An 18,529-nucleotide genomic window follows, 5' to 3' on the forward strand; every position below is an offset into this window, starting at 1 on the left:
AGCAGCAGGCCAGCGGCGAAGGGGGCGGGGCTCAGCCGTCGATGACGACGCCGGTGATCCGGTGCAGCGAGTAGACCTGTGGGACCCCGTCGACCTCGCCGACGACCCGGCCGCCCTCGACGGACGCCGGGTGGAAGAGCACCCGGCGGGTCGCGCCGACCGCGTCGGTCACCCCGACCCAGACCGGCAGCCGGTCGGCGGCCGCCTCGCGCAGCAGCGCCGAGCTGCTCGCCGGGTCGAGTGCGGGGATGCTCGGCCCGTCGGTCGTCGCGGTGGTCCGCTGGGCGGCGGCACGCGCCTCGCCCGCGCGCAGCCGCTCGAGCACGTCGACCGCGGGTTCGGGGCGCACCTCGACGGCGGGGCGCGCGGTGCGGGGCGTGATCCGGGAGCCGGTCGCCGGGCTGCTCACGACGCCGCCCGACCCTTCGAGCGCCGGAGCGGCGCCGATCTCGCGCAGCGCCTCGAGGAGGGTCGACGGACCCGCGGGGGAGACGAGGACGGTCGGTGCGAGCTGGCGCAGCTGCAGGTGGCCGAGGTCGCGGTGGCCGAGCAGCGCCTCGAGGTGCGTCGGGTCGTCGCTGCGCAGATAGCTGCCGGCGCTCCCGACGCGCAGCTGGCCGTGGCGCCGGGCGACGTCGCGCACGAGGTAGTCGAGGGGCTGGGGCACGGGCGTCGCGCTGAAGCGGGCGAGCGACTCGAGCAGGTCGTCGGCGGTCCAGCCCGCGTCGAGGGCCCCGCGCAGCGCGGTCTCGGTGAACCGGTGCACGCTCGCGCCGCCCCGGGACTCCAGGACCGAGCTGCGCCGCAGCACGGCGGCGAGCTCCGGCACCGGGGTGCCCGGCACGACCGCCGTGAGGTCGGCCTGGAGGAGCAGCTGGTCGACGGGGTCGGGGACGAGCTCGGCGAGCCGGTCGGTCGCCGCGGCCTCGTCGCTCAGCAGCAGCCGGCCGAAGGAGCCGAGGGCGCCGCGGCCGGTGACCCCGAGCGTCTCGCCCTCGCGCAGCAGGGCGGCGATCACCTCGTCGGCCTGGTGCGGCATGCGGCGCGGGCGGCGCTCGTGGAGCAGGCGCACGACGGTGGCCGTGTCGGGAGCGCTGCCGGCGGGGAGCGCGGCGAGGATCTCGAGCACCTCGTGGCGCAGCGCCCGCACCGGCGGCCAGACCATGCCCTCGGACAGGGCGTTGACCCGCCCGCCGTCCTCGGGCGCGGGCACGACCGTCGCCCGCAGCGAGTGCAGCCACGGCAGGGCGAGCGCGCTCCAGCGCCGGGCGGGTGGCAGGGCGCGCCAGTCGTCGACGCGGGTCGTCAGGCGCCAGGTCGGGTCGAGGGCGTGGTCGTCGGCGAGCAGGGCCGCGCCGAGGGCGAGCTCGAGCAGGAGCGTCGTGCCGGTCTCGTCGAGGTCGATGCGGGTGGCGAGGGTGCGCAGGTCGCGCACGGCCAGGCCGCCGCTGCGCAGGACGCGCGGACGCAGGTCGTCGGCGTGGTCGAGCAGCTCGTCGACGAGGGCGACGAGCTCGGTGGCCGAGGCCGTCGCGGCGCGGTCGACGTCGTCGGGGTCGTAGGTCGGCGGGGGCGTGACCTCGCCGACGGGCTCTGCCCGCAGCCGGCCACCGCGGACGGCCAGCCCCACCTCGCGCGGCACGACGACGTGGTCGCCGTCGGGGGCGGCGAGCAGACCGGCGTCGACGAGCTCGGCGACGGCCCGCCCGGTGCGCCCGTCGGGGTCGCCGGGGACGGTGGCGGTGGGGCCGTGGGCGGTGATGTGCGCGAGCACCTGGGTCTGCTCGACGGTGAGGTCGGCGAGCGTCGCCGGCAGGTCGAGCGGCAGGGCGTGGCCGAGGGTGGCGGCGCTCGGGCCGAGCCCCGCGGGGTGCGGGCCCAGCACGTCGGTGACGGTGCGTACCAGGGCCGGCCCGTCGGGCGAGCGCCACAGCAGGGCCGCGGTCGTCAGGTCGTCGACGAGGGTGGCGGCCTCCTGCTCGTCCACCCCGACGAAGGGGGCGATCGTCGCGGGGTCCGTGGAGCCGGCGATCGCGCATGCCTGCAGGGCGGTGAGGTGCGGCAGGTCGAGGTGGTCGACGGCGCGGGCGGTGCTCGCCCGGGTGCTCGCCCGGGCGGCGAGGGCCGTGAGGTCGGCGGGCTGCGGTCGGGCGAGGTCCGGGCGGAGGTCGAGCAGTGCCGTCAGCTCCGCGTCGGAGCGCTGACGGATGTCCTCGGCGAGGGAACGCACCGACCCACGGTATGTCAGCGGACGGGCTGCTCGTCCGTCGCGGTCACGGCCAGGCCGTTGACGGTCGGGCTGATGATCCGCTCCAGCCGCAGGAAGAGCCAGGCCGTGAGGACGAGCCCCGCGACGACGACGAGGACGAAGGTCGTCGACAGGTCGCGCTCGAGGAGCACCCCGGCGACGAGCGGTCCGAGCACCCCGCCGGCCATGAAGGCCGTGGACTGCGCGGCGTTGACCCGCCCGCGCAGGTGGTCGGGCGCCATGTCGTTGGTGATCGCGGGCAGCGTCGGCTGCAGCAGGGTCTCGCCGAGGCCGAAGAGGGTGAGGAAGGCGACGACGAGCACGGCGGCCGCCAGACTGCCCGGGAGCTGGCCGCTCAGCCCGAGGGCCAGCCACGCGAGGGCCCAGATGCCGAGCATGACGAGGCCGACGCGCGTGCGCCGGTGGCCCTCGATGCGCTGGAGCACCCAGAACTGCAGCAGGACGATCACGGCGGTGTTGGCGGCGAAGGCCAGCCCCACGACCGACGTGCTCACCTGCGCCACCCCGTGCGCGAAGGCCGGGATGCCGGCCTCGAGCTGGCCGTAGCCGACGAAGCTCGTGACGAGCGCCAGCAGCAGCACCCAGCGCATGCCGGGCAGGCGCAGGACCGTCGCGTAGCTCGCCGTCGCGGAGTCGTCGTCGGGGCGCTCGGCCCGTGCGTGCACATGGCGAAGGGGGCCGAGCAGCCAGATGCCGGGGATGAGGACGAGCACGGCGTCGACGAGGAAGATCGTCTCGAAGGTCACCGGCCGGGTGACGTCGACGAAGGCCCCGGCGATGAGCCCGCCGGCGCCGATGCCGAGGTTGAGCAGGGCGAAGTTGACCCCGAAGTACCGCTGCCGCAGGGGTCCTCGCACCAGGGCGGAGATGAAGGTGTTGGACGCCGACCAGCCGATGCTCTGCGACAGCCCCATGAGGACCGCGCCGAGGACCGCGATCGGCAGGCTCGTGGCGAAGGCCAGCGCGACGGCGCCGAGGCTCTGGCAGACGCCGGCGACGATGAGCATCCACCGGGCGCCGAGGCGGTCGGTGAGGGCGCCGAGGGGCGCCGCGGCGAGGGCGGCCACCAGCGCGAGCAGCGCCATGATCGAGCCCGCGGTGTCGAGGGAGAAGCCCCGCACCTCGTGCAGGTAGATCACGGTGAAGGGCAGGGTCATACCCCGCCCGAGGTGCTGGAGCGCGACCGTGGAGAGGAGGAACCTCCCTTCGCGCGGAAGTGCCCGCCAGAACCCGGACACGCCCGGCCCGATCTCGTGGGCGGGGACGTCCTGGGGCAGCGTGGTCACGAGGGACCATGCTGCCCCAGCCCACCGACAGCCGACCACCGGGTTTTCGGCGCTTCGGGTTAGCCTTGACGGTGGTGCACGGACCCGTGCGCCCACACATCCCCGGTAACGAGCAAGAGGTGCACGGTGCCCACTGGCAAGGTCAAGTGGTACGACGCGGAGAAGGGCTTCGGCTTCATCTCCGGCGACGACGGCGCGGACATCTTCCTCCACGCCAATGCCCTGCCCGAGGGCACGACGACCCTCAAGGGCGGCACGCGCGTCGACTACGGCGTCGTCGAGGGCCGCCGCGGCTCCCAGGCGATGGGTGTCACGGTGCTCGACGCCCCGCCGAGCGTCGCCTCCAACCTGCGCCAGCGCGACCGCAAGCCCGCAGAGGACATGGCCGCCATCGTCGAGGACGTCATCAAGCTGCTCGACGGCGTCGGCAACGGCCTGCGCCGCGGCCGCTACCCCGAGCGCGCCCAGGGCGCCAAGGTCGCCCAGGTGCTGCGTCGCATCGCCGACGACCTGGAGGGCTGAGATGACCGAGAGCGCCACCAAGCCGCGCGCCAAGGCGCGGCCCAAGGCCGACGCCGTCCTCGCGGCCGCGGTCGAGCCGGCCCGTCGCGAGCTCCACGAGGCGACGCAGGGGGAGGGCGTCGGCGAGCACGTCGGCTTCACCCTCGACGGGGAGCGCCTCGGCACGCACTGGTTCGCCGCGACCCTGCCCGGCTACAGCGGGTGGAACTGGGCGGTCACCGTCACCCGCGCCCCGCGCTCGAAGACGGCGACGGTCTGCGAGTCGCAGCTGCTGCCCGGCGACGACGCGATCCTCTCCCCGGAGTGGCTGCCGTGGGCCGAGCGCCTCGCCCCCGGCGACGTGGGCCCCGGTGACGTCACCCCCAAGATCGATGACGACCCCAACCTCGTGGCCGGATTCGAGGCCACCGGCGAGGAGGACGTCGACGCCGTCGCGCTCTGGGAGCTCGGCCTGGGCCGTCCGCGCGTGCTGTCCGCCGAGGGCCGCGACGCGGCCGCCCAGCGCTGGTACGACGGCGCGCACGGACCGACCGCCGAGGTCGCCGTCAAGGCGCCCGGTCGCTGCTCGGGCTGCGGCTACTTCATCCCGATGACCGGCGAGCTGCGCCGCGTCTTCGGCGTCTGCGCCAACGAGTGGAGCCCGAGCGACGGTGGCGTCGTGAGCCGCGACCACGGCTGCGGCGCGCACTCCGAGGTCGACATGGAGGCCCCCGAGCCGGAAAAGATCGGGACCCCCATCCTCGACGACGAGGTCATCGAGACCCTCTGACCGCAGGGTCGAGCGATGGTGGACAGACCCGGCGCAGCGTGTGACACTTTGATCGAGAAGCGTTCAATTCGATGAGTGCTGAGGTGCCCGTGGCTGCTATTGACCCGCTCCCGCTCGGCGACCTGCCCGACCCCCTTCGCCGTGAGATCGATGGACGACTCGCGGCGGGTACGTTGAGCACCTCCTTGCCGGTCCAGATCTGGGGCCGGCGCCCCGAGGCAGCCACCGCGTGGGTCCAGCTCCTCGGAGCCCTCCAGGAGCAGGCCCTACTCGAGTCGCGGTTGCGCGAGCTGGTGCGTCTGCGCATCGCGTCCTTCACCCAGTGTCGGACGTGTCAGGCGGCTCGCAAGAGTGATGCCGTCACCGAGGAGGACATCGCCTGCCTCGCCCCGGACGACGACCGCTTCTCTGCCCGGGAGCAGGCCGCCCTCGCGTATGCCGACGACTTCGTCAACGACTGGTTCGCCATCGACGACGACACGTACGGGGCGCTGGGCAGGCACTTCACGACCGACGAGGTCGTCGAGCTGCAGATGTTCTGCGCGATGATGCTCGCTGGTGGTCGTCTCGCCCTCGTGCAGCGCGCCTGGGCCGAGGACTCCGATCCGGCCGGCGAGCGGGTCAGCCGGGAGTGAGATCGAGGGGCCCGTCCGAGACGGTCGCCCCGACGACGCCTAGGTCGACGCCGAGCTCGTCGGCGACGGCCCGGGCCATCCGTACATCCTTGGTCAGGTAGGGCGTGACTGTCGCAAACATGGTCTCGGCGTCCGGGTAGGCGCCCAGCTTGGTGATGAAGGCGCTGGACCCGCTGCTCGCCGCGACGGCCTCGAGCAGCGTGGCCCGGTCGAGGTCCAGGGCGTCGCAGATCCGGAGGACGCGAGCGGTGAGTTGTGCGTGGGCCGCGAAGAGCAGGTTGTTGACCAGCTTGACGGACAGAGCTGATCCACGGGGCCCGGTGCGGACCACCGTGCTGGCGTAGGCGCGGACGAAGGGGGTGATCCGGTCCTGCGCGGTGGGGTCACCGCCGATCATGATCGTCAGGCGTCCGGCGAGCACGTCCTTGCTGGTGCCGCTGAAGGGGGCGTCGATGACGTCCACGCCTCGGGCGCTCGCTGCCTCCGCCAGCTCGGCCAGCGTCGAGGGGAGCCCGGTCGTATGACTGGCCAGCAGCCCGCCACGGGGCATGGCGGCGATCGCGCCGTCCGGTCCCAGGCAGACCTCGCGGAGCTGGGAGTCGTCGTAGAGGCACACGAGGACGACCGAGCGCCCGGTGACGGCCCGGGCGACCGAGTCGTGGATCACGGCGCCTGCGGCGGCCAGGTCGTCGCGCACATCGGGGCGCCGGGCGTGGACATGGACCTCGACCCCGTCGGCGAGCAGTCTGCGGACCATCGGGCCGCCGATCTGGCCGGTGCCGATGAAGGCGATGGGTGGACGCTCGTCGGCGGCCGAGGCGTGGTCAAGCGAGCGCATCGACGAGCCCCCAGTGCAGGGCGGTGCGTGCGTCGACGGGCTCGCCGGACAGGGCGAGCCACGCGGTGCGATGACGACCGATCCGGCGCGGGAGGCTGACCGTGCCGCCGGCGCCGGGGACCAACCCCATGCTCAGCTCGGGGAGTCTCATGGTGGTTCCGGGGTCGGCGATGACGTGCCCGGCGAAGGCCGCGAGCTCGATGCCGGCCCCGATGCAGGCGCCGTGGATGCGGACGGTCAGTCGCCGGGCGATGCGGTGCGCGCTGGCGCCCGGGTGCCGGGTGGCCCGGACGGCGACCGAGGTTGCCGGGTCACCGACCTGCCCGAACTCACTGAGGTCGCCGCCTGCGCAGAAACTCGCCCCGCGTCCGCTCAGCTCGACACGAAGTGCCGGGTCCAACTCGGCCAGGCCCAGGGCCTCGACGAGGGCATCACGCAGTGCCGTGTCCACCGCATTGTGCACGCGCGGCCGGTTGAGCTCGACGCGCAGCACATCGCCGGCGCGGCTCAGGAGCACGGGTTCGTCGGCCACATGGTGCTCGGCGTGAGTGGCAGCGCGCCACGTCGCGAAGGCGGCGCTGCCCAACAGCGCGGCATAGGTGGCTGCCTCGGCGGCGATCGCCACGGGAACCTCGAGGGCTGGGGTGGCCCGGAGGAGGCGCACGAGCGCCAGGGCGGCCAGCGGTTGGGCCTTCACGGCATCGGCGCAGGCGCTCGGATCGGAGCTCACCCACGGCGACGGGGGGTCGGGGTGGGTGGTGACGCAGGCGTCGGCCATGTCGACGAGCCAAGGTGGGGCGACGAAGGGGTCGCCGACCGCGAGCACCGGAGCGGCCACCTCGCGCAGCACGGATCTGGGCGACCCGGCGGCGGGGGCCGCCACGGCTGCTGCGTCCGCTGCATCGATGATGACGGGGGAGCCTGTGTGCAGCACGCTCAGCGATTCGCGTACCGCCGCAGCGCCGGGAGCCACGAGCGATGAGACATCGAAGCGATCCACGTCGCTCACACTACGGTGAGATCATGCACGCCACACCCGATGCGAGGACACCGTCGGAGGATGGCCGCGCGTGGGCCAGGTCCGGTGCGATGAGCCTCACCGGTCATGCCGGCCGTGCCCCCCTCTGCCCGCCGACACGCGCGGCCACACTCGTCGACGAGCTCGCGGCCCCCTTCGGCCTCGACTCCGGGTTGCTCTCGGAACGGGCCGCGCTCACCGGCTGTGGGCGTGACGGTCGCGTGACGCTCGGGGGTGCCGGGCGTCTGTTGCGGGCACGAGACGGATGGGTCGCGCTGTCGCTGCCACGTCCGGAGGACGTCGAGCTCATCCCGGCCCTGCTCGGTCACGAGGCACCCGACGCCGACGAGCCATGGTCTGTCGTGGAGTCCGCGATCGCCTCCCGTCCGGGCGCAGTGGTCGTCGCGCGGGCTCGGCTGCTCGGGCTGGCCGCGGCGGTCGTCGGAGGCGCGCGAGCCCACCCCGCACCGTCGTGGTGGCCCACGGCGAAGGGGAGCGCGCGAGATCTCGACGGGGCGGTCGTCGTCGACCTCTCGGCGCTCTGGGCCGGCCCGCTGTGCGGGGCGCTCCTCCTACGTGCCGGAGCACGGGTGATCAAGGTCGAGTCGTCGCCCCGGCCGGATGGCGCGCGGCGTGGCAACTCCGACTTCTACGACCTGCTCAACGTGGGCAAGGAGTCGGTCGCGCTGGACCTCACAACGACGGCAGGACGTGCTGACCTCGGACTCCTGGTCGCTCGGGCCGATGTCGTCATCACCGCAGCACGGTCGCGAGCCATCGCCGGCCTCGGGTTGGACCCGGGGGCCATGACGGCCCGCAACCAAGCCTGGGTGGCGATCACCGCGCGAGGGCAGCGAGATGACTCGGTGGGCTTCGGCGACGACGTCGCGGCAGGGGCCGGGTTGGTCGCATGGGACGAGGCGGGAGAGCCCTGCTTTGCCGGTGATGCCATCGCCGACCCGCTTTGCGGGGTGGTTGCCGCCGCAGCGGTCCTGCAGGGCGCCGCAGGCGTCGTCGACATCTCGATGGAGCAGGTCGCCTCCCTCGTGGTGGCCGAGCCGGGTGCGAGGGCCGCCGTTGCCCGGCGCTGCCCGCAGGGGGGAGCGTCGGTGGAGCAGTGGTGCCTCGGCGACGAGCCGGTGGCCCGGCCGCGCCTTCGAAGGGCGGCCGGCAGCGCTGCCACGCTCGGTGCGGACACCTCGCACGTGCTGGCCCGGGTCGCGCGATGAGCGTCGACCGCACCCTGCGCAACGCGTCGATCTCCGGTCGTCTCCGTGACCTCCACATCGTGGGGGGACTCCTGGCGGACCGCGGTGCGGCGGGTGCAGCCGAGGTGGATCTCGAGGGCGCGCGGCTGATCCCCGGCTTGCACGACCACCACATCCACCTGGCGGCCGCCGCCGCGGCCGTCGACTCGGTGTCCTTGACTCCCGATGAGCTGGTCGCCGGGGGTGGGCTGGGCGCGCTGCTCAGGGCGGCGCGACAGCGTCAGCCCGAGGGATGGCTGAGGGGTATCGGTTATGACCTCAACCAGTCGGGATGGCTCGACCGCCGTGACCTGGACGAGGTCGCGGTCGGACCGGTGCGGATCCAGGACCGCACCGGCAGCAGGTGGGTGCTCGACTCGACCGGGCTCGCGGAGGTGCTGGGGGACAGAGCTGATGGATCACCGCAGCCTGACGGGGTGGAGCGCGACGCAGCAGGACGACCCACGGGTCATCTCGTCCGCCTGGACGCGTGGATGCGAGAGCGTCTCCCCCCGCACCAGCCGGACTGGCTGCGGCTCGGACAGCGGCTGGCGGCCCATGGTGTCACGTCGGTCACTGACGCTGGGCACCTCAACGACCTCGCCGCGTTGGCGATGCTCGCGAGCGCTCCTCTGCCGCAGCGGATCTGGGCGATGACGAAGGGGTCGGTCACAGCCTTCGCCATGCCGGAGCCAACCGGTCGGGTCGTCGTGGACGCCGTCAAGATCGTGCTCGACGACGACGCCCTGCCGCGCCTCGACGTGCTCGCTCAGCAGGTCGAGGCGGCACATGCCGTCGATCGCGGCGTCGCCGTGCACTGCGTCACCGACGTCCAGCTGGCGCTGGCTCTCAGCGCGGGGCTGGGCCCGGGCGATCGGGTCGAGCACGCCAACGTCGTTCCCGAGGGTTATGCCGAGCTGATCGCCCGGGCCGGGGTCGCGGTGTGCGTCCAGCCCGGGTTGATCGCCACGCGCGGTGATCGCTACCTCGACGAGGTGGAACCCGATCGTCACCACGAGCTCTTCCGGCTTCGCTCTCTCGCCGCCGCGGGCGTCCCCCTCCTCGGTGGGAGCGATGCGCCCCTGGGCCCGATCAGCCCGTGGCGCGGCATCGAGGCGGCGACGACCCGGCGGACCGGGAGCGGGGCAGTGCTCGGCGCCGACGAGGGCCTGGGCCCGGTGACCGCCGCGAAGATGTACCAGCGCAGCGCCGGTCGTGGTTGGCCGGTCAGGGTCCTGGCCCCGGGAGACCCGGCGGACCTGCTCGTCCTGGGTGACGACGCCCCCTCCGGCCCGGAGGTCGTGGCGACCCTCGTCGAAGGGGTCGTCGTCCACGGCTCGCTGTGAGCACCCGAGGGAGTGGTCCCCGGGCGAGTCGGGCTACTCGCCGAAGAACTCGCGCTCGTTGACGTGGTCACGCTGTGCCTGCCCGTGTCGCTCCACGCCATCCCGCAGCTGCTGGATGCGCTCTCGCAGCGCGGTGGCCTGCTCGGAGTCCTCGCCGTGGTTGGCGATCACCGCGGTCAGCTCCTGCCCGTCCAGGGCGATCTGGTCCCGCAAGCGGTCCGTGGCGATCGAGTAGGTGAGCAGGTCGTGGTCGTCCTCGTCGGGTGCCGAGGGAGCGCCGGCCGCCTGGGCCGTCCCGTCGAGGTCGTCAGGGGCTTCGAAGATTTCGAGGTTGTCGGTCATCGGCCAGTCCTTTGTCGGTCGGGTTGGTCTCCGCAATGAACATGATATACGATAAGTGTACTATTAATCTATCGAGGAGGATGGACGTGCCGCTCCAGGACAACATGCAGATCGTCTCCGTCGACGACCACGTGATCGAGCACCCGCGGGTGTGGGCTGATCGCCTCCCGGAGCGGTACCAGGCTTCCGGTCCGCAGATCATCACCACGGCGGAGGGCAACCACACCTGGAAGTACGAGGGTCAGCTCTTCCCCTACATCGGCATCAACGCGGTCGCGGGCCGTGAGCCCAAGGACTTCGGCGCCGAGCCGGTCCGCTACGAGGACATGATCCCCGGTTGCTACGAGCCCAAGGCCCGCATCGAGGACATGGACATCGACGGCGTCCAGGCCGCGCTCAGCTTCCCGTCCTTCCCGGGCTTCGGCGGCGGCGTCTTCCACCGCGCCAAGGACAAGGAGCTCGCCGAGCTCTGCATCAAGGCGTGGAACGACTGGCAGGTCGACGAGTGGTGCGCATACGCGCCCGACCGGCTCATCCCCATGGCGCTGCTCCCGGTGTGGGACGTCGACGCTGCGGTCAAGGAGGTCGAGCGCATGGCCGCCAAGGGCGCCAGGACGATCTCGTTCCCCGACAACCCGATCCCGCTCGGCCTGCCGGGCTTCACCAACGACTACTGGACGCCGTTGTGGGACGTCTGCGAGGAGACCGAGATGCCGGTCAGCCTCCACTTCGGATCCGGCGGCTTCGTCCCGGGGTTCCCCTTCAGCGTGGCGACCGGCACCATGGGCCGCTCTGCGGAGGCCATGGCCGAGTCGCCCGTGCCCTACGCGATCCCGACGGCGCTCTTCGCGAGCAACCTCATGTGGTCCTCGGTCGAGCTGCTCTTCTCCGGCCAGCTGCAGAAGCACCCCAAGCTGCAGTTCATCCTCGCCGAGGGTGGTATCGGCTGGTTCCCCTACATCCTCGAGCGCGCCGACTACACGTGGGAGCGGCACCGCTGGTACCAGAACATCGACAAGGCGGCCAAGCCGTCCGAGCTCTTCCAGAAGCACTTCTGGGGGTGCTTCATCGACGACGTGCACGGTCTGGCCAACCTCGGTGACGGCTACATCAGTGCCGACCGGGTGATGCTCGAGGTCGACTACCCGCACTCCGACTCCAACTGGCCCAACAGCCGCAAGCGCGCCGCCGAGATCCTCGCGGACGTCTCCGACGAGGACTGCCACAAGATCACCGAGCTCAACGCGCGCAAGATCCTGCGCTTCGATCGCTGAGCACTCGCGTCCGACCGGGATGAAGGGCGGGTAGCGTGCGAGTTGCGCCGGGGCGCCGCGCGCTCTTCATCACCTTGGTCATGCTGTCGGCGTCGACGGCGCTCATCAGCAGTCTCGGCGCCCCGCTCGTCACGGCCGTCGCACTCCAGGAGCAGGTGCCCCTGGTCTGGGCCCAGTGGGTGCAGACCGCGCCTCTGCTCGTCGGCGCCGTCATCTCACCGATCGTCGGTCGACTGGGCGGTGGGACACGCAGGCGCCCGGTGCTGCTGGCCTGCTTGGGCCTGGTTGCGCTCGGCTGCCTGCTCTCCGCACTGCCGCTCGGGTTCGTCGGGCTGGTCGTGGGGCGGGTCCTCCAGGGATTTGGCATCGGCGTCCTCCCCCTGGCGATGGCTGCGGCTCGGGATGCGGCCCCGCCGGAGCGCCTGCCCCAGCTCCTGGGGGTGCTGTCCGTCAGCAACCTGACGTTCGCCGGGCTCGGGTATCCGACGACCTCCCTCATCGCGACCCTCTGGGGGGTGCGGGGTGCCTTCTGGTTCGGTCTTGTGCTCACCGCGGTCGCCCTGGTCCTCGCCGTACGCACGCTGCCAGCGAGCTCCCACCCGGACCAGCGGGTCGACTGGTTGGACGGCGTCGTCCTGGCATCGGGCACGCTCGCGCTCATGCTGGCCATCAGCCAGGCGTCTCGCTGGGGCTGGACCTCCGCCCCCTTCGTCGTCCTGGCGCTAGCGGGCCTTGCGCTGCTCGGGCTGTGGGCCGTCAGGGCCTGGGGTCTGCCGGACCCGATGGTCGATCTGCAGCAGGCGGTGCGCAGGGGTGCCCTCGGTGCCAACCTCGTGGCACTGCTCGTCGGTGCGGGCGTCTACGTCCTCATCACGCTCATGGTCCAGCTGGTCCAAGCGCCGCGGGAGTCCGGTGGACTGGCGAGCTCGCCGCTCTTCGCCGGCCTCATGCTGGTGCCCTACGCCATCTGTGGTTTCGGGGGCAACCGGGTGGCCCGTCGGATCGCCGACAGGTGGGGGCCAGAGCGGGTGCTGCCGCTGGGATCGCTCGCCTACCTGGGTGCGATCCTGGTCTTCGCCGTCGACCGGGACGGTTGGGTGCAGATCGCGGTGGCGATGGGGATCGCGGGCCTCGGGGCAGGGGGGACCTTCGCGATGATCCCTGTGGTCGTCGTCCGGCACGTCCCCGCACACGACACCAGCAGCGCGTTGAGCGCCAACCAGGTGGTCCGGTTCTTCGGGTTCGCTGCCGGCAGCGCGCTGGCGGCCACGGTCCTCGATGCCCTCTCGCCGGGCGAGACCCTCGCTCCGCACGCTTTCACCATGGCGGCGCTGGTCGGTGCGGGGCTGGCGCTCGCCTCGGCCGTCTGCGCCGTGATCACCCTGCCGCGCCGCAGCCCCGACCCCGGTATGGGGGTCAGCGCGCAGCCAGGGCCATCACTTGACACTGCGTGAGCATCGGCGCCAAGGCTCGGGCGCACTCGTCGAGCAGCTCGGTGAGTGACTCGGATCCGTCCAGGGCGGCCCAGTAGGACATCGTCGTCGAGCGAGCGGTGATCGTCACGGCTCCCGCCAGTTGGATCGGTTGCACCGCTGGGTCGACCCCGATCATCCGGCCGAAGAGGTCGCACAGGGTCTGCACGTCCTCCTCACGGCCGCGGGCCATCGCCGTCCGCAGGCCTGCGTCGAGGTGGATCGTCTTGAGGCGGGTGAGCAGGCTGACGTCGTAGCTCTCGACCGCGGCGGCGTACCTCGAGAAGAGGCTGGCCACCGCCCGTGGCATGTCGTAGGAGACATCGATCCGGTCCACGAGGGAGCCGTAACGCTCGGGTGAGAGCCAGCGCCTGGTGATCACGTCGTCCTTGCCGGAGAAGTGGCGATAGAAGGTGGCGACCGAGATGCCCGCTCCCGCAGCGATGTCCTCGACCGTCACCTCGTCATACCCGCGCTCGTTGACGAGCTGCCAGGCCGTGGCGTGGACGTTGTGGCGCAGGCGTGTCCGGTTCTGCTCGCGGCGGCCGGGGGCCGCGCCCGCCGGCGTTCCCGCGCTCTCGACCGCAGGCGCCGCGTTCGGGGTGGCCGTCGCTGGCTGCACCATCAGACCGAGTGCAGCCAGCGACGGCTGCGGCGGTCGGAGTCCGACGGGCGATGAGTGGCACAGGCGTCGCCCCCACCGGCGACAGCGGCGACCGGCACGGCCTGGATGCGGTGTCGGCGGCACCGACCCTCGCACGAGAGCGTCGGGTGGCTCTCGAACCACTCCATGACCTCTCCCTCGTCCCAGGTGACGGCGCGGCGCCCCGCGACCGGGGCAGGTGCGACCGCGCGCGCCCTCGGGCCAACGGTCACCCGGCAGCCCGCCGCCGCGTCCTGGATGGTCCGCCAGTCACCGAGCGACATCCCGACGACAGTGGCGCAGTGCCGGGCGGGGACGAGATGTCCGGTGTTGCGGCGGGAGGGCGCGCCGTAGCGCAGCCAGGTCGACATGGTGCGCCGGTCGCTGCCCACCAGCCGCGTGAGCTGTGCCGACGTCATGCCCCGGTTGGTGGCGAGGCAGTGGCAGGTGACCCGCTGCAGCAATCGGACCTCGCTCACCGAGGGCTGGTCCGCGGCCGGCATCAATTCGACCTGGGCGACGAGCTCGAGCAGCGAGACGCCGCACACCGAGGTCCACGCCGCGGCGAGGCGCTCGGCCCCGAGGTTCGACGCCAGGACCTCCTCGGCTGCGACGGCGCCCTCGGCATAGACCTCGCCGGACGAGGTGGTGGACGAGGTCGCCCGCAGCCAGCCGGCCATCGTCGTCGAGTCGAAGACCTGGTCGGCGGGTGAGCTGGAGAGCCGGGAACCGTGGGGCTGGTCGTCGGGCAGATCGGCCCGGGCCACGACGGCCACCAGGACCGCGAGGAGCGTCCGGGCATCATGGCGACCCCCGAAGATCTGGTCCGCCCTGGCCATCGCCATCGCCGAGCGGGTCTCGGCGGCCTGCCAGTAGCTGGCGTCGGCGGGCAGGGCTGCGCGATCCGCCGCCGCGACGCGCGCCTGGTGCAAGAGCTCGGCCAGGGCCGAGTCGCCCTGACGGGTCAGGTGAGGGCGCCGGGGGAGTGGGCGAACGATCATGTGCTGTTTCCTAGCCAGGCGCAATTTTGAGAGGCGCCTCTCACTTCGATGGGAGATGGCCATTGTGTGGTGCGCAGCACGTCGCGTCAAGGGCCGCGAGACGGACGGTCGGATTCCTGCGGGTCCATTGACTTGGATTGAGCAGTCTGCGCAGAATATGTCTTACATGTACGGGGTGGGCGTCGCGACGACGGGGTCGCGGCCGTCGCCGCCCGGCAAAGGAGCCAGCGTGGGACTGCTTGATGGGAAGGTTGCGCTCGTCACGGGCGCCGCAGGGGTGATCGGTGCCGACAGCGCCCGAGCCCTGGCCGAGGAGGGCGCCCGCGTGGTGCTGACCGATGTCAACAGCGAGGGCCTCGAGGTTGCGACGGCCGCCCTCGTCACCGCGGGTCACGAGGTCTTGGGGCAGGTCTGCGACCTGACGGACGAGGCGAGCATCGAGGCGCTGGTCGCGGCGGCCGTATCGGCCTTCGGCAGCGTCGACATCCTCGACAACAACGCCGGCGCCACCCACCTCTCGGGTCAGGACTCCGACTTGCTGAGCATCTCGCCGGAGCTCTGGGCCCAGTCGACGGCGATCAACCTGACCGGACCCATGCTCATGTGCCGCAACGTCATCCCGCTGATGATCGAGCGCGGCGGTGGCGCCATCGTCAACATCTCCTCGGGTCAGTCCCTCGGTGGCGATGACCGCAACACCGCCTACGCCGCGGGCAAGGGGGGACTCAACTCGCTGACCCGCCACCTGGCCGTCCAGTACGGACCCAAGGGCGTGCGCGTCAACGCCATCGCGCCCGGCCTGATCGTCAGCGAGGAGAACCAAGCGAAGTTCCCCGGCGCCTACCGCGACATGTTCGTCGGCAACCTCTCGGTGCAGCGCCTCGGGAAGCCCGAGGACATCTCCAACGCCGTCGTCTTCCTCGCCTCCGACCGTTCGTCCTACATCAACGGCCAGATCCTCTCGATCGACGGCGGGTTCTCGACCCAGCTCGGTTATGTCGGGTCGAGCCGCCAGCTGAACCTCGCCGCCATCAACACCAAAGGATGATTGCTGATGACCACTGACACCGCGACAGCCACCCACGAGGAGCGTCAGCCGACGGCGGCCGACCTCATGGTGGAGATCAGTGAGGCCTTCGGAGCCACCTCCGTCGAGACCCCCTACCCGACCTTCGCCAAGTACCGCGAGACCCAGCCCGTGATGAAGGGGGATGTGCTCGCCGAGTTCGGCACCCCTTCCATGGCAGCGGGATTCAACGGCGAGCGCGAGGTGTACTCGATCTTCAAGTTCGAGGACTGCCTCACCGCGCTCAAGGACTTCGAGTCGTTCGGCAGCGAGGCGGTGGCCGCAGCCTTCCGCCCGCTCATGGGCAACGTGATGACGGGCCTCGACGGTGAGGAGCACTCTCGCCTGCGCAAACTCTTCATGCCGGGGCTCGGTCGCGAGAACTTCGAGCTGTGGGGCGACACGATCGTGACGCCCGTCATCAACAAGATGGTTGGCGAGCTCAAGGCGAAGGGGGACCGCCTCAATCTCACCGAGTTTGCAGTCGACTTCCCCGTCCGCATCGTGTACGAGATCATCGGCTTCCACGGTGAGGGCGACGCGTCCTTCGACGACTTCCAGACCAAGGCGTTGACGATCCTCCTCGGCTTCGGCAGCACCGACCCCAACAAGCGCGAGCAAGCCAAGATCAACCAGGGCCGGGCCATCGCGGCGGTCAAGGCGCTCTACGACGACATCCTTCCGGTGGTCCAACGCCGTCGTGCGGAGGGTGCCACCGGCAACAACCTCATCTCGCACCTGCTGCGCACCGAGGTCGACGGGGAGCGGCTGACCGACGACGAGGTCGTGGTCTTCACGCGCTCGCTGCTCCCGGCTGCCGCCGAGACGACGACGCGAAGCTTCGGCAACGCACTCGTGCTGCTCCTGACCAGGCCCGATCTGCTCGCCGAGGTCAAGGCCGACCGCAGCCTCGTGCCCAAGGCGATCACGGAGGCGACCCGATTCGAGCCCGTCTCGATCACGGCGGCCCGGACCGCATCTAGGGACGTCGAGATCCGTGGCGTCAAGATCCCCGAGGGGTCGGGGGTCACGATCGTCAAGGGTGCCGGGCTGCGCGACCCCGACGCCTGGCCTGACCCGGACACCTACGACATCCACCGCCGGATGAACAAGCCCAACATCGCCTTCGGATTCGGGCCGCACACCTGCCTGGGTATGAACCTCGCCAAGCTCGAGATGTCGACTGCGCTCAACGTGCTGCTCGACGAGCTCCCGAACCTGCGAGCCGACGAGGATGCCGAGCCGATGATGATCCGTGGCGCCCACATGCGTCAGCCCACCTCTGTCCCCGTCCGCTGGGGCTGACCCACTTCTTCCCCCGATCTGATCCGCAGTACGAGACCAAGGAGTAGCCATGACCATCGATGACCGGCCCAGGACTGACGTCGGGCCGATCTTGTCCGACGGGACGCCACTCGCAGACCTCTTCGACCTCGACAAGCACGAGGTGTCGATGCGGCTGCTCAAGGACCCAGAGGTGTACCGCCTCGAGCTGAGTCGACTCTTCGGCAAGGCATGGACCGTCCTCGCCCACGAGACCGAGATCCCCAACGCCTTCGACTACGTGGCTCGCCACATCGGCGCCGACCCGGTCATCGTCACCCGCTCGCGGAGTGGGGACGTCAACGTCGTCCTCAACATCTGCACCCACCGCGGCATGCAGGTCTGTCGCGGCGAGGCCGGCAACGAGAAGCAGTTCAAGTGCCCATACCACGGCTGGAGCTTCAGCGAGCAGGGCAAGTTCATGGGCTCCCCCGTCGCTCGGGAGAACATGCACGGTGCCTTCCGTTCCAAGGAGGAGCTGGCACTGCCCAAGGCACGGGTCGAGCTGTACGCCGGCTTCGTGTTCGCCACTTGGGACGAGGACGCGCCGTCCCTCGACGACTATCTCGGCGAGATCAAGTTCTACCAGGACCTCATGTTCGACCGCACCGAGTCGGGTCTGGAGGTGCTCGGCCCGCCGCAGCGCTTCGTCATCCCGGCGAACTGGAAGTGCCCGGGCGAGCAGCACGCCGGTGACGGCTACCACGCGATGACCCTGCACCGTTCGATCAACGAGCTGGCGGCCTCCGAGGCCGACGACTCTTCAATGTACGGCATCGACGTCAGCGCCAACGGTCACGGCCTGCGACTGATCGACCGGCGCAAGGGCAAGTGGAAGGACAACCGTGAGGCCGTGCTCGCGGCCCAGACGCTGCCTCCCTTCGAGAAGCTCAAGTCGATCATGCTCCCTCCGGGAATGACGCCGGAGATGGCTGAGAAGCTCGACAAGAAGCTGTCCGAGGCGCAGATGAAGGTCTTGGCGGACTACCCGCCGAGCGTCGGTGGCCTCTTCCCCAACATGGGGACCTTCTGCTTCGAGTTCCCTACCCCGATGGGCATGGCTGCGATCATCTCGTGGCACGCCTTCGTGCCGCGCGGCCCGGGCAAGTTCGAGTTCATCAACTGGTTCCTGGTCGAGAAGGACGCGCCCGAGGACTTCAAGGACCTCATGCGTCGTGCCTCCACGCTCGGTCTCGGCACCACCGGTTTCGTCGAGACCGACGACGCCGACACGTGGCCGCTGATGACCGAGTCTGCTGAGGGCTTCATGGGTGAGCAGCAGAAGATCAGGTACGGCGCGCTCTGCGGCGAGGACCAGCCCCTCGACGGCTACTGGGACGAGGGTGAGTTCCCCGGTGGCGGTCACCTCTACCCGGGCTTCACCAAGGATGACGCGCAGTGGAACTGGTGGCTGCGGTACCGCGACTTCATGCTCGGTGACCCGTGGGGTCCCGAGGCCCACCACTGAGACGAAGGAG

Annotated in this window: 17 protein-coding genes; 10 read left to right on the top strand and 7 right to left on the bottom strand. The window is 71.2% G+C overall.

Features of this window, described 5'->3' with window-relative positions; genetic code table 11:
* Window positions 1-31: 31 nt before the first annotated feature.
* Complete coding sequence (locus ACQBJO_RS01970) at window positions 32-2,230, bottom strand: helicase-associated domain-containing protein (RefSeq protein ID WP_421008127.1); 2,199 nt, start codon at window positions 2,228-2,230, stop codon at window positions 32-34.
* A gap of 14 nt (window positions 2,231-2,244) precedes the next feature.
* Window positions 2,245-3,555: an MFS transporter gene (locus tag ACQBJO_RS01975; protein ID WP_421008128.1), complete on the bottom strand. Its 1,311-nt coding sequence runs from the start codon at window positions 3,553-3,555 to the stop codon at window positions 2,245-2,247.
* Window positions 3,556-3,681: 126 nt separating this feature from the next.
* On the opposite strand from ACQBJO_RS01975, the gene ACQBJO_RS01980 reads away from it, so the two are divergent.
* From ACQBJO_RS01980 to ACQBJO_RS01990, 3 genes are all read left to right on the top strand, one after another.
* Window positions 3,682-4,077 (top strand): cold-shock protein, encoded by a 396-nt coding sequence (locus tag ACQBJO_RS01980; RefSeq protein ID WP_068318630.1) that lies wholly within the window; start codon window positions 3,682-3,684, stop codon window positions 4,075-4,077.
* A gap of 1 nt (window position 4,078) precedes the next feature.
* Entirely contained in the window at window positions 4,079-4,846 is a 768-nt protein-coding gene (locus ACQBJO_RS01985) for a DUF3027 domain-containing protein (RefSeq protein ID WP_421008129.1), read from the top strand.
* A 71-nt stretch (window positions 4,847-4,917) separates the two neighbouring features.
* Entirely contained in the window at window positions 4,918-5,481 is a 564-nt protein-coding gene (locus ACQBJO_RS01990) for a carboxymuconolactone decarboxylase family protein (protein WP_421008130.1), read from the top strand.
* On the opposite strand, the gene ACQBJO_RS01995 is transcribed toward ACQBJO_RS01990, so the two are convergent.
* Together ACQBJO_RS01995 and ACQBJO_RS02000 are read right to left on the bottom strand one after the other, a co-directional pair.
* Complete coding sequence (locus ACQBJO_RS01995) at window positions 5,468-6,319, bottom strand: NAD(P)-dependent oxidoreductase (protein ID WP_421008131.1); 852 nt, start codon at window positions 6,317-6,319, stop codon at window positions 5,468-5,470. The genes ACQBJO_RS01990 and ACQBJO_RS01995 overlap by 14 nt on opposite strands.
* Window positions 6,306-7,202 carry an enoyl-CoA hydratase/isomerase family protein gene (locus ACQBJO_RS02000; protein WP_421008132.1) on the bottom strand — a complete coding sequence of 299 codons (897 nt, stop codon included), beginning with the start codon at window positions 7,200-7,202 and terminating at the stop codon, window positions 6,306-6,308. Before ACQBJO_RS02000 ends, ACQBJO_RS01995 begins: the two co-directional genes overlap by 14 nt.
* A 206-nt stretch (window positions 7,203-7,408) precedes the next feature.
* On the opposite strand from ACQBJO_RS02000, the gene ACQBJO_RS02005 reads away from it, so the two are divergent.
* Both ACQBJO_RS02005 and ACQBJO_RS02010 read left to right on the top strand, forming a co-directional pair.
* Window positions 7,409-8,566, top strand: a complete 1,158-nt coding sequence (locus ACQBJO_RS02005; protein ID WP_421008133.1) for a CoA transferase — start codon at window positions 7,409-7,411, stop codon at window positions 8,564-8,566.
* Window positions 8,563-9,930: an amidohydrolase family protein gene (locus ACQBJO_RS02010; protein WP_421008134.1), complete on the top strand. Its 1,368-nt coding sequence runs from the start codon at window positions 8,563-8,565 to the stop codon at window positions 9,928-9,930. The genes ACQBJO_RS02005 and ACQBJO_RS02010 overlap by 4 nt, the downstream gene beginning before the upstream one ends.
* A gap of 33 nt (window positions 9,931-9,963) precedes the next feature.
* Here the strand turns inward: ACQBJO_RS02010 and ACQBJO_RS02015 are convergent, their stop codons facing one another.
* Window positions 9,964-10,272: a hypothetical protein gene (locus ACQBJO_RS02015; RefSeq protein ID WP_421008135.1), complete on the bottom strand. Its 309-nt coding sequence runs from the start codon at window positions 10,270-10,272 to the stop codon at window positions 9,964-9,966.
* A gap of 80 nt (window positions 10,273-10,352) precedes the next feature.
* Here ACQBJO_RS02015 and ACQBJO_RS02020 point away from each other — a divergent pair, with 80 nt between their 5' ends.
* Together ACQBJO_RS02020 and ACQBJO_RS02025 are read left to right on the top strand one after the other, a co-directional pair.
* Complete coding sequence (locus ACQBJO_RS02020; RefSeq protein WP_242612791.1) at window positions 10,353-11,546, top strand: amidohydrolase family protein; 1,194 nt, start codon at window positions 10,353-10,355, stop codon at window positions 11,544-11,546.
* A 35-nt stretch (window positions 11,547-11,581) separates the two neighbouring features.
* On the top strand, window positions 11,582-13,000 hold the full coding sequence (locus ACQBJO_RS02025; protein ID WP_421008136.1) for an MFS transporter: 1,419 nt from the start codon (window positions 11,582-11,584) through the stop codon (window positions 12,998-13,000).
* Here ACQBJO_RS02025 and ACQBJO_RS02030 read toward each other — a convergent pair.
* Both ACQBJO_RS02030 and ACQBJO_RS02035 read right to left on the bottom strand, forming a co-directional pair.
* Entirely contained in the window at window positions 12,963-13,643 is a 681-nt protein-coding gene (locus tag ACQBJO_RS02030) for a TetR/AcrR family transcriptional regulator (protein ID WP_421008137.1), read from the bottom strand. The genes ACQBJO_RS02025 and ACQBJO_RS02030 overlap by 38 nt on opposite strands.
* Complete coding sequence (locus tag ACQBJO_RS02035) at window positions 13,643-14,662, bottom strand: hypothetical protein (protein ID WP_421008138.1); 1,020 nt, start codon at window positions 14,660-14,662, stop codon at window positions 13,643-13,645. The genes ACQBJO_RS02030 and ACQBJO_RS02035 overlap by 1 nt, the downstream gene beginning before the upstream one ends.
* Before the next feature lie 229 nt (window positions 14,663-14,891).
* On the opposite strand from ACQBJO_RS02035, the gene ACQBJO_RS02040 reads away from it, so the two are divergent.
* Genes ACQBJO_RS02040 through ACQBJO_RS02050 form a run of 3 tightly spaced genes read left to right on the top strand, consistent with a single transcriptional unit; the run spans window position 14,892 to window position 18,519 of the window.
* Window positions 14,892-15,710, top strand: coding sequence for an SDR family NAD(P)-dependent oxidoreductase (locus ACQBJO_RS02040; protein ID WP_421008139.1), 819 nt, complete (start codon window positions 14,892-14,894; stop codon window positions 15,708-15,710).
* Between the two features lie 6 nt (window positions 15,711-15,716).
* Window positions 15,717-17,033 (top strand): cytochrome P450, encoded by a 1,317-nt coding sequence (locus tag ACQBJO_RS02045; RefSeq protein WP_421008140.1) that lies wholly within the window; start codon window positions 15,717-15,719, stop codon window positions 17,031-17,033.
* A gap of 49 nt (window positions 17,034-17,082) precedes the next feature.
* A complete protein-coding gene (locus tag ACQBJO_RS02050) occupies window positions 17,083-18,519 on the top strand; it encodes an aromatic ring-hydroxylating oxygenase subunit alpha (RefSeq protein WP_421008141.1) in 1,437 nt (478 codons plus the stop codon).
* Window positions 18,520-18,529: the final 10 nt, after the last annotated feature.

Origin of the sequence: Janibacter zhangyanbonis (assembly GCF_050507325.1) — a bacterium.
Classification (GTDB): Bacteria; Actinomycetota; Actinomycetes; order Actinomycetales; family Dermatophilaceae; genus Janibacter.

Excerpts from the sequence above, each read along its gene's own strand:
- ACQBJO_RS02030 (WP_421008137.1), bottom strand. The coding sequence starts at position 13,643 with ATGGTGCAGCCAGCGACGGCCACCCCGAACGCGGCGCCTGCGGTCGAG.
- ACQBJO_RS01995 (WP_421008131.1), bottom strand. The coding sequence starts at position 6,319 with ATGCGCTCGCTTGACCACGCCTCGGCCGCCGACGAGCGTCCACCCATC.
- ACQBJO_RS02010 (WP_421008134.1), top strand. The coding sequence starts at position 8,563 with ATGAGCGTCGACCGCACCCTGCGCAACGCGTCGATCTCCGGTCGTCTC.
- ACQBJO_RS02015 (WP_421008135.1), bottom strand. The coding sequence starts at position 10,272 with ATGACCGACAACCTCGAAATCTTCGAAGCCCCTGACGACCTCGACGGG.
- ACQBJO_RS02035 (WP_421008138.1), bottom strand. The coding sequence starts at position 14,662 with ATGATCGTTCGCCCACTCCCCCGGCGCCCTCACCTGACCCGTCAGGGC.
- ACQBJO_RS02005 (WP_421008133.1), top strand. The coding sequence starts at position 7,409 with ATGAGCCTCACCGGTCATGCCGGCCGTGCCCCCCTCTGCCCGCCGACA.
- ACQBJO_RS02020 (WP_242612791.1), top strand. The coding sequence starts at position 10,353 with ATGGACGTGCCGCTCCAGGACAACATGCAGATCGTCTCCGTCGACGAC.
- ACQBJO_RS02045 (WP_421008140.1), top strand. The coding sequence starts at position 15,717 with ATGACCACTGACACCGCGACAGCCACCCACGAGGAGCGTCAGCCGACG.
- ACQBJO_RS01985 (WP_421008129.1), top strand. The coding sequence starts at position 4,079 with ATGACCGAGAGCGCCACCAAGCCGCGCGCCAAGGCGCGGCCCAAGGCC.
- ACQBJO_RS01990 (WP_421008130.1), top strand. The coding sequence starts at position 4,918 with ATGAGTGCTGAGGTGCCCGTGGCTGCTATTGACCCGCTCCCGCTCGGC.
- ACQBJO_RS02050 (WP_421008141.1), top strand. The coding sequence starts at position 17,083 with ATGACCATCGATGACCGGCCCAGGACTGACGTCGGGCCGATCTTGTCC.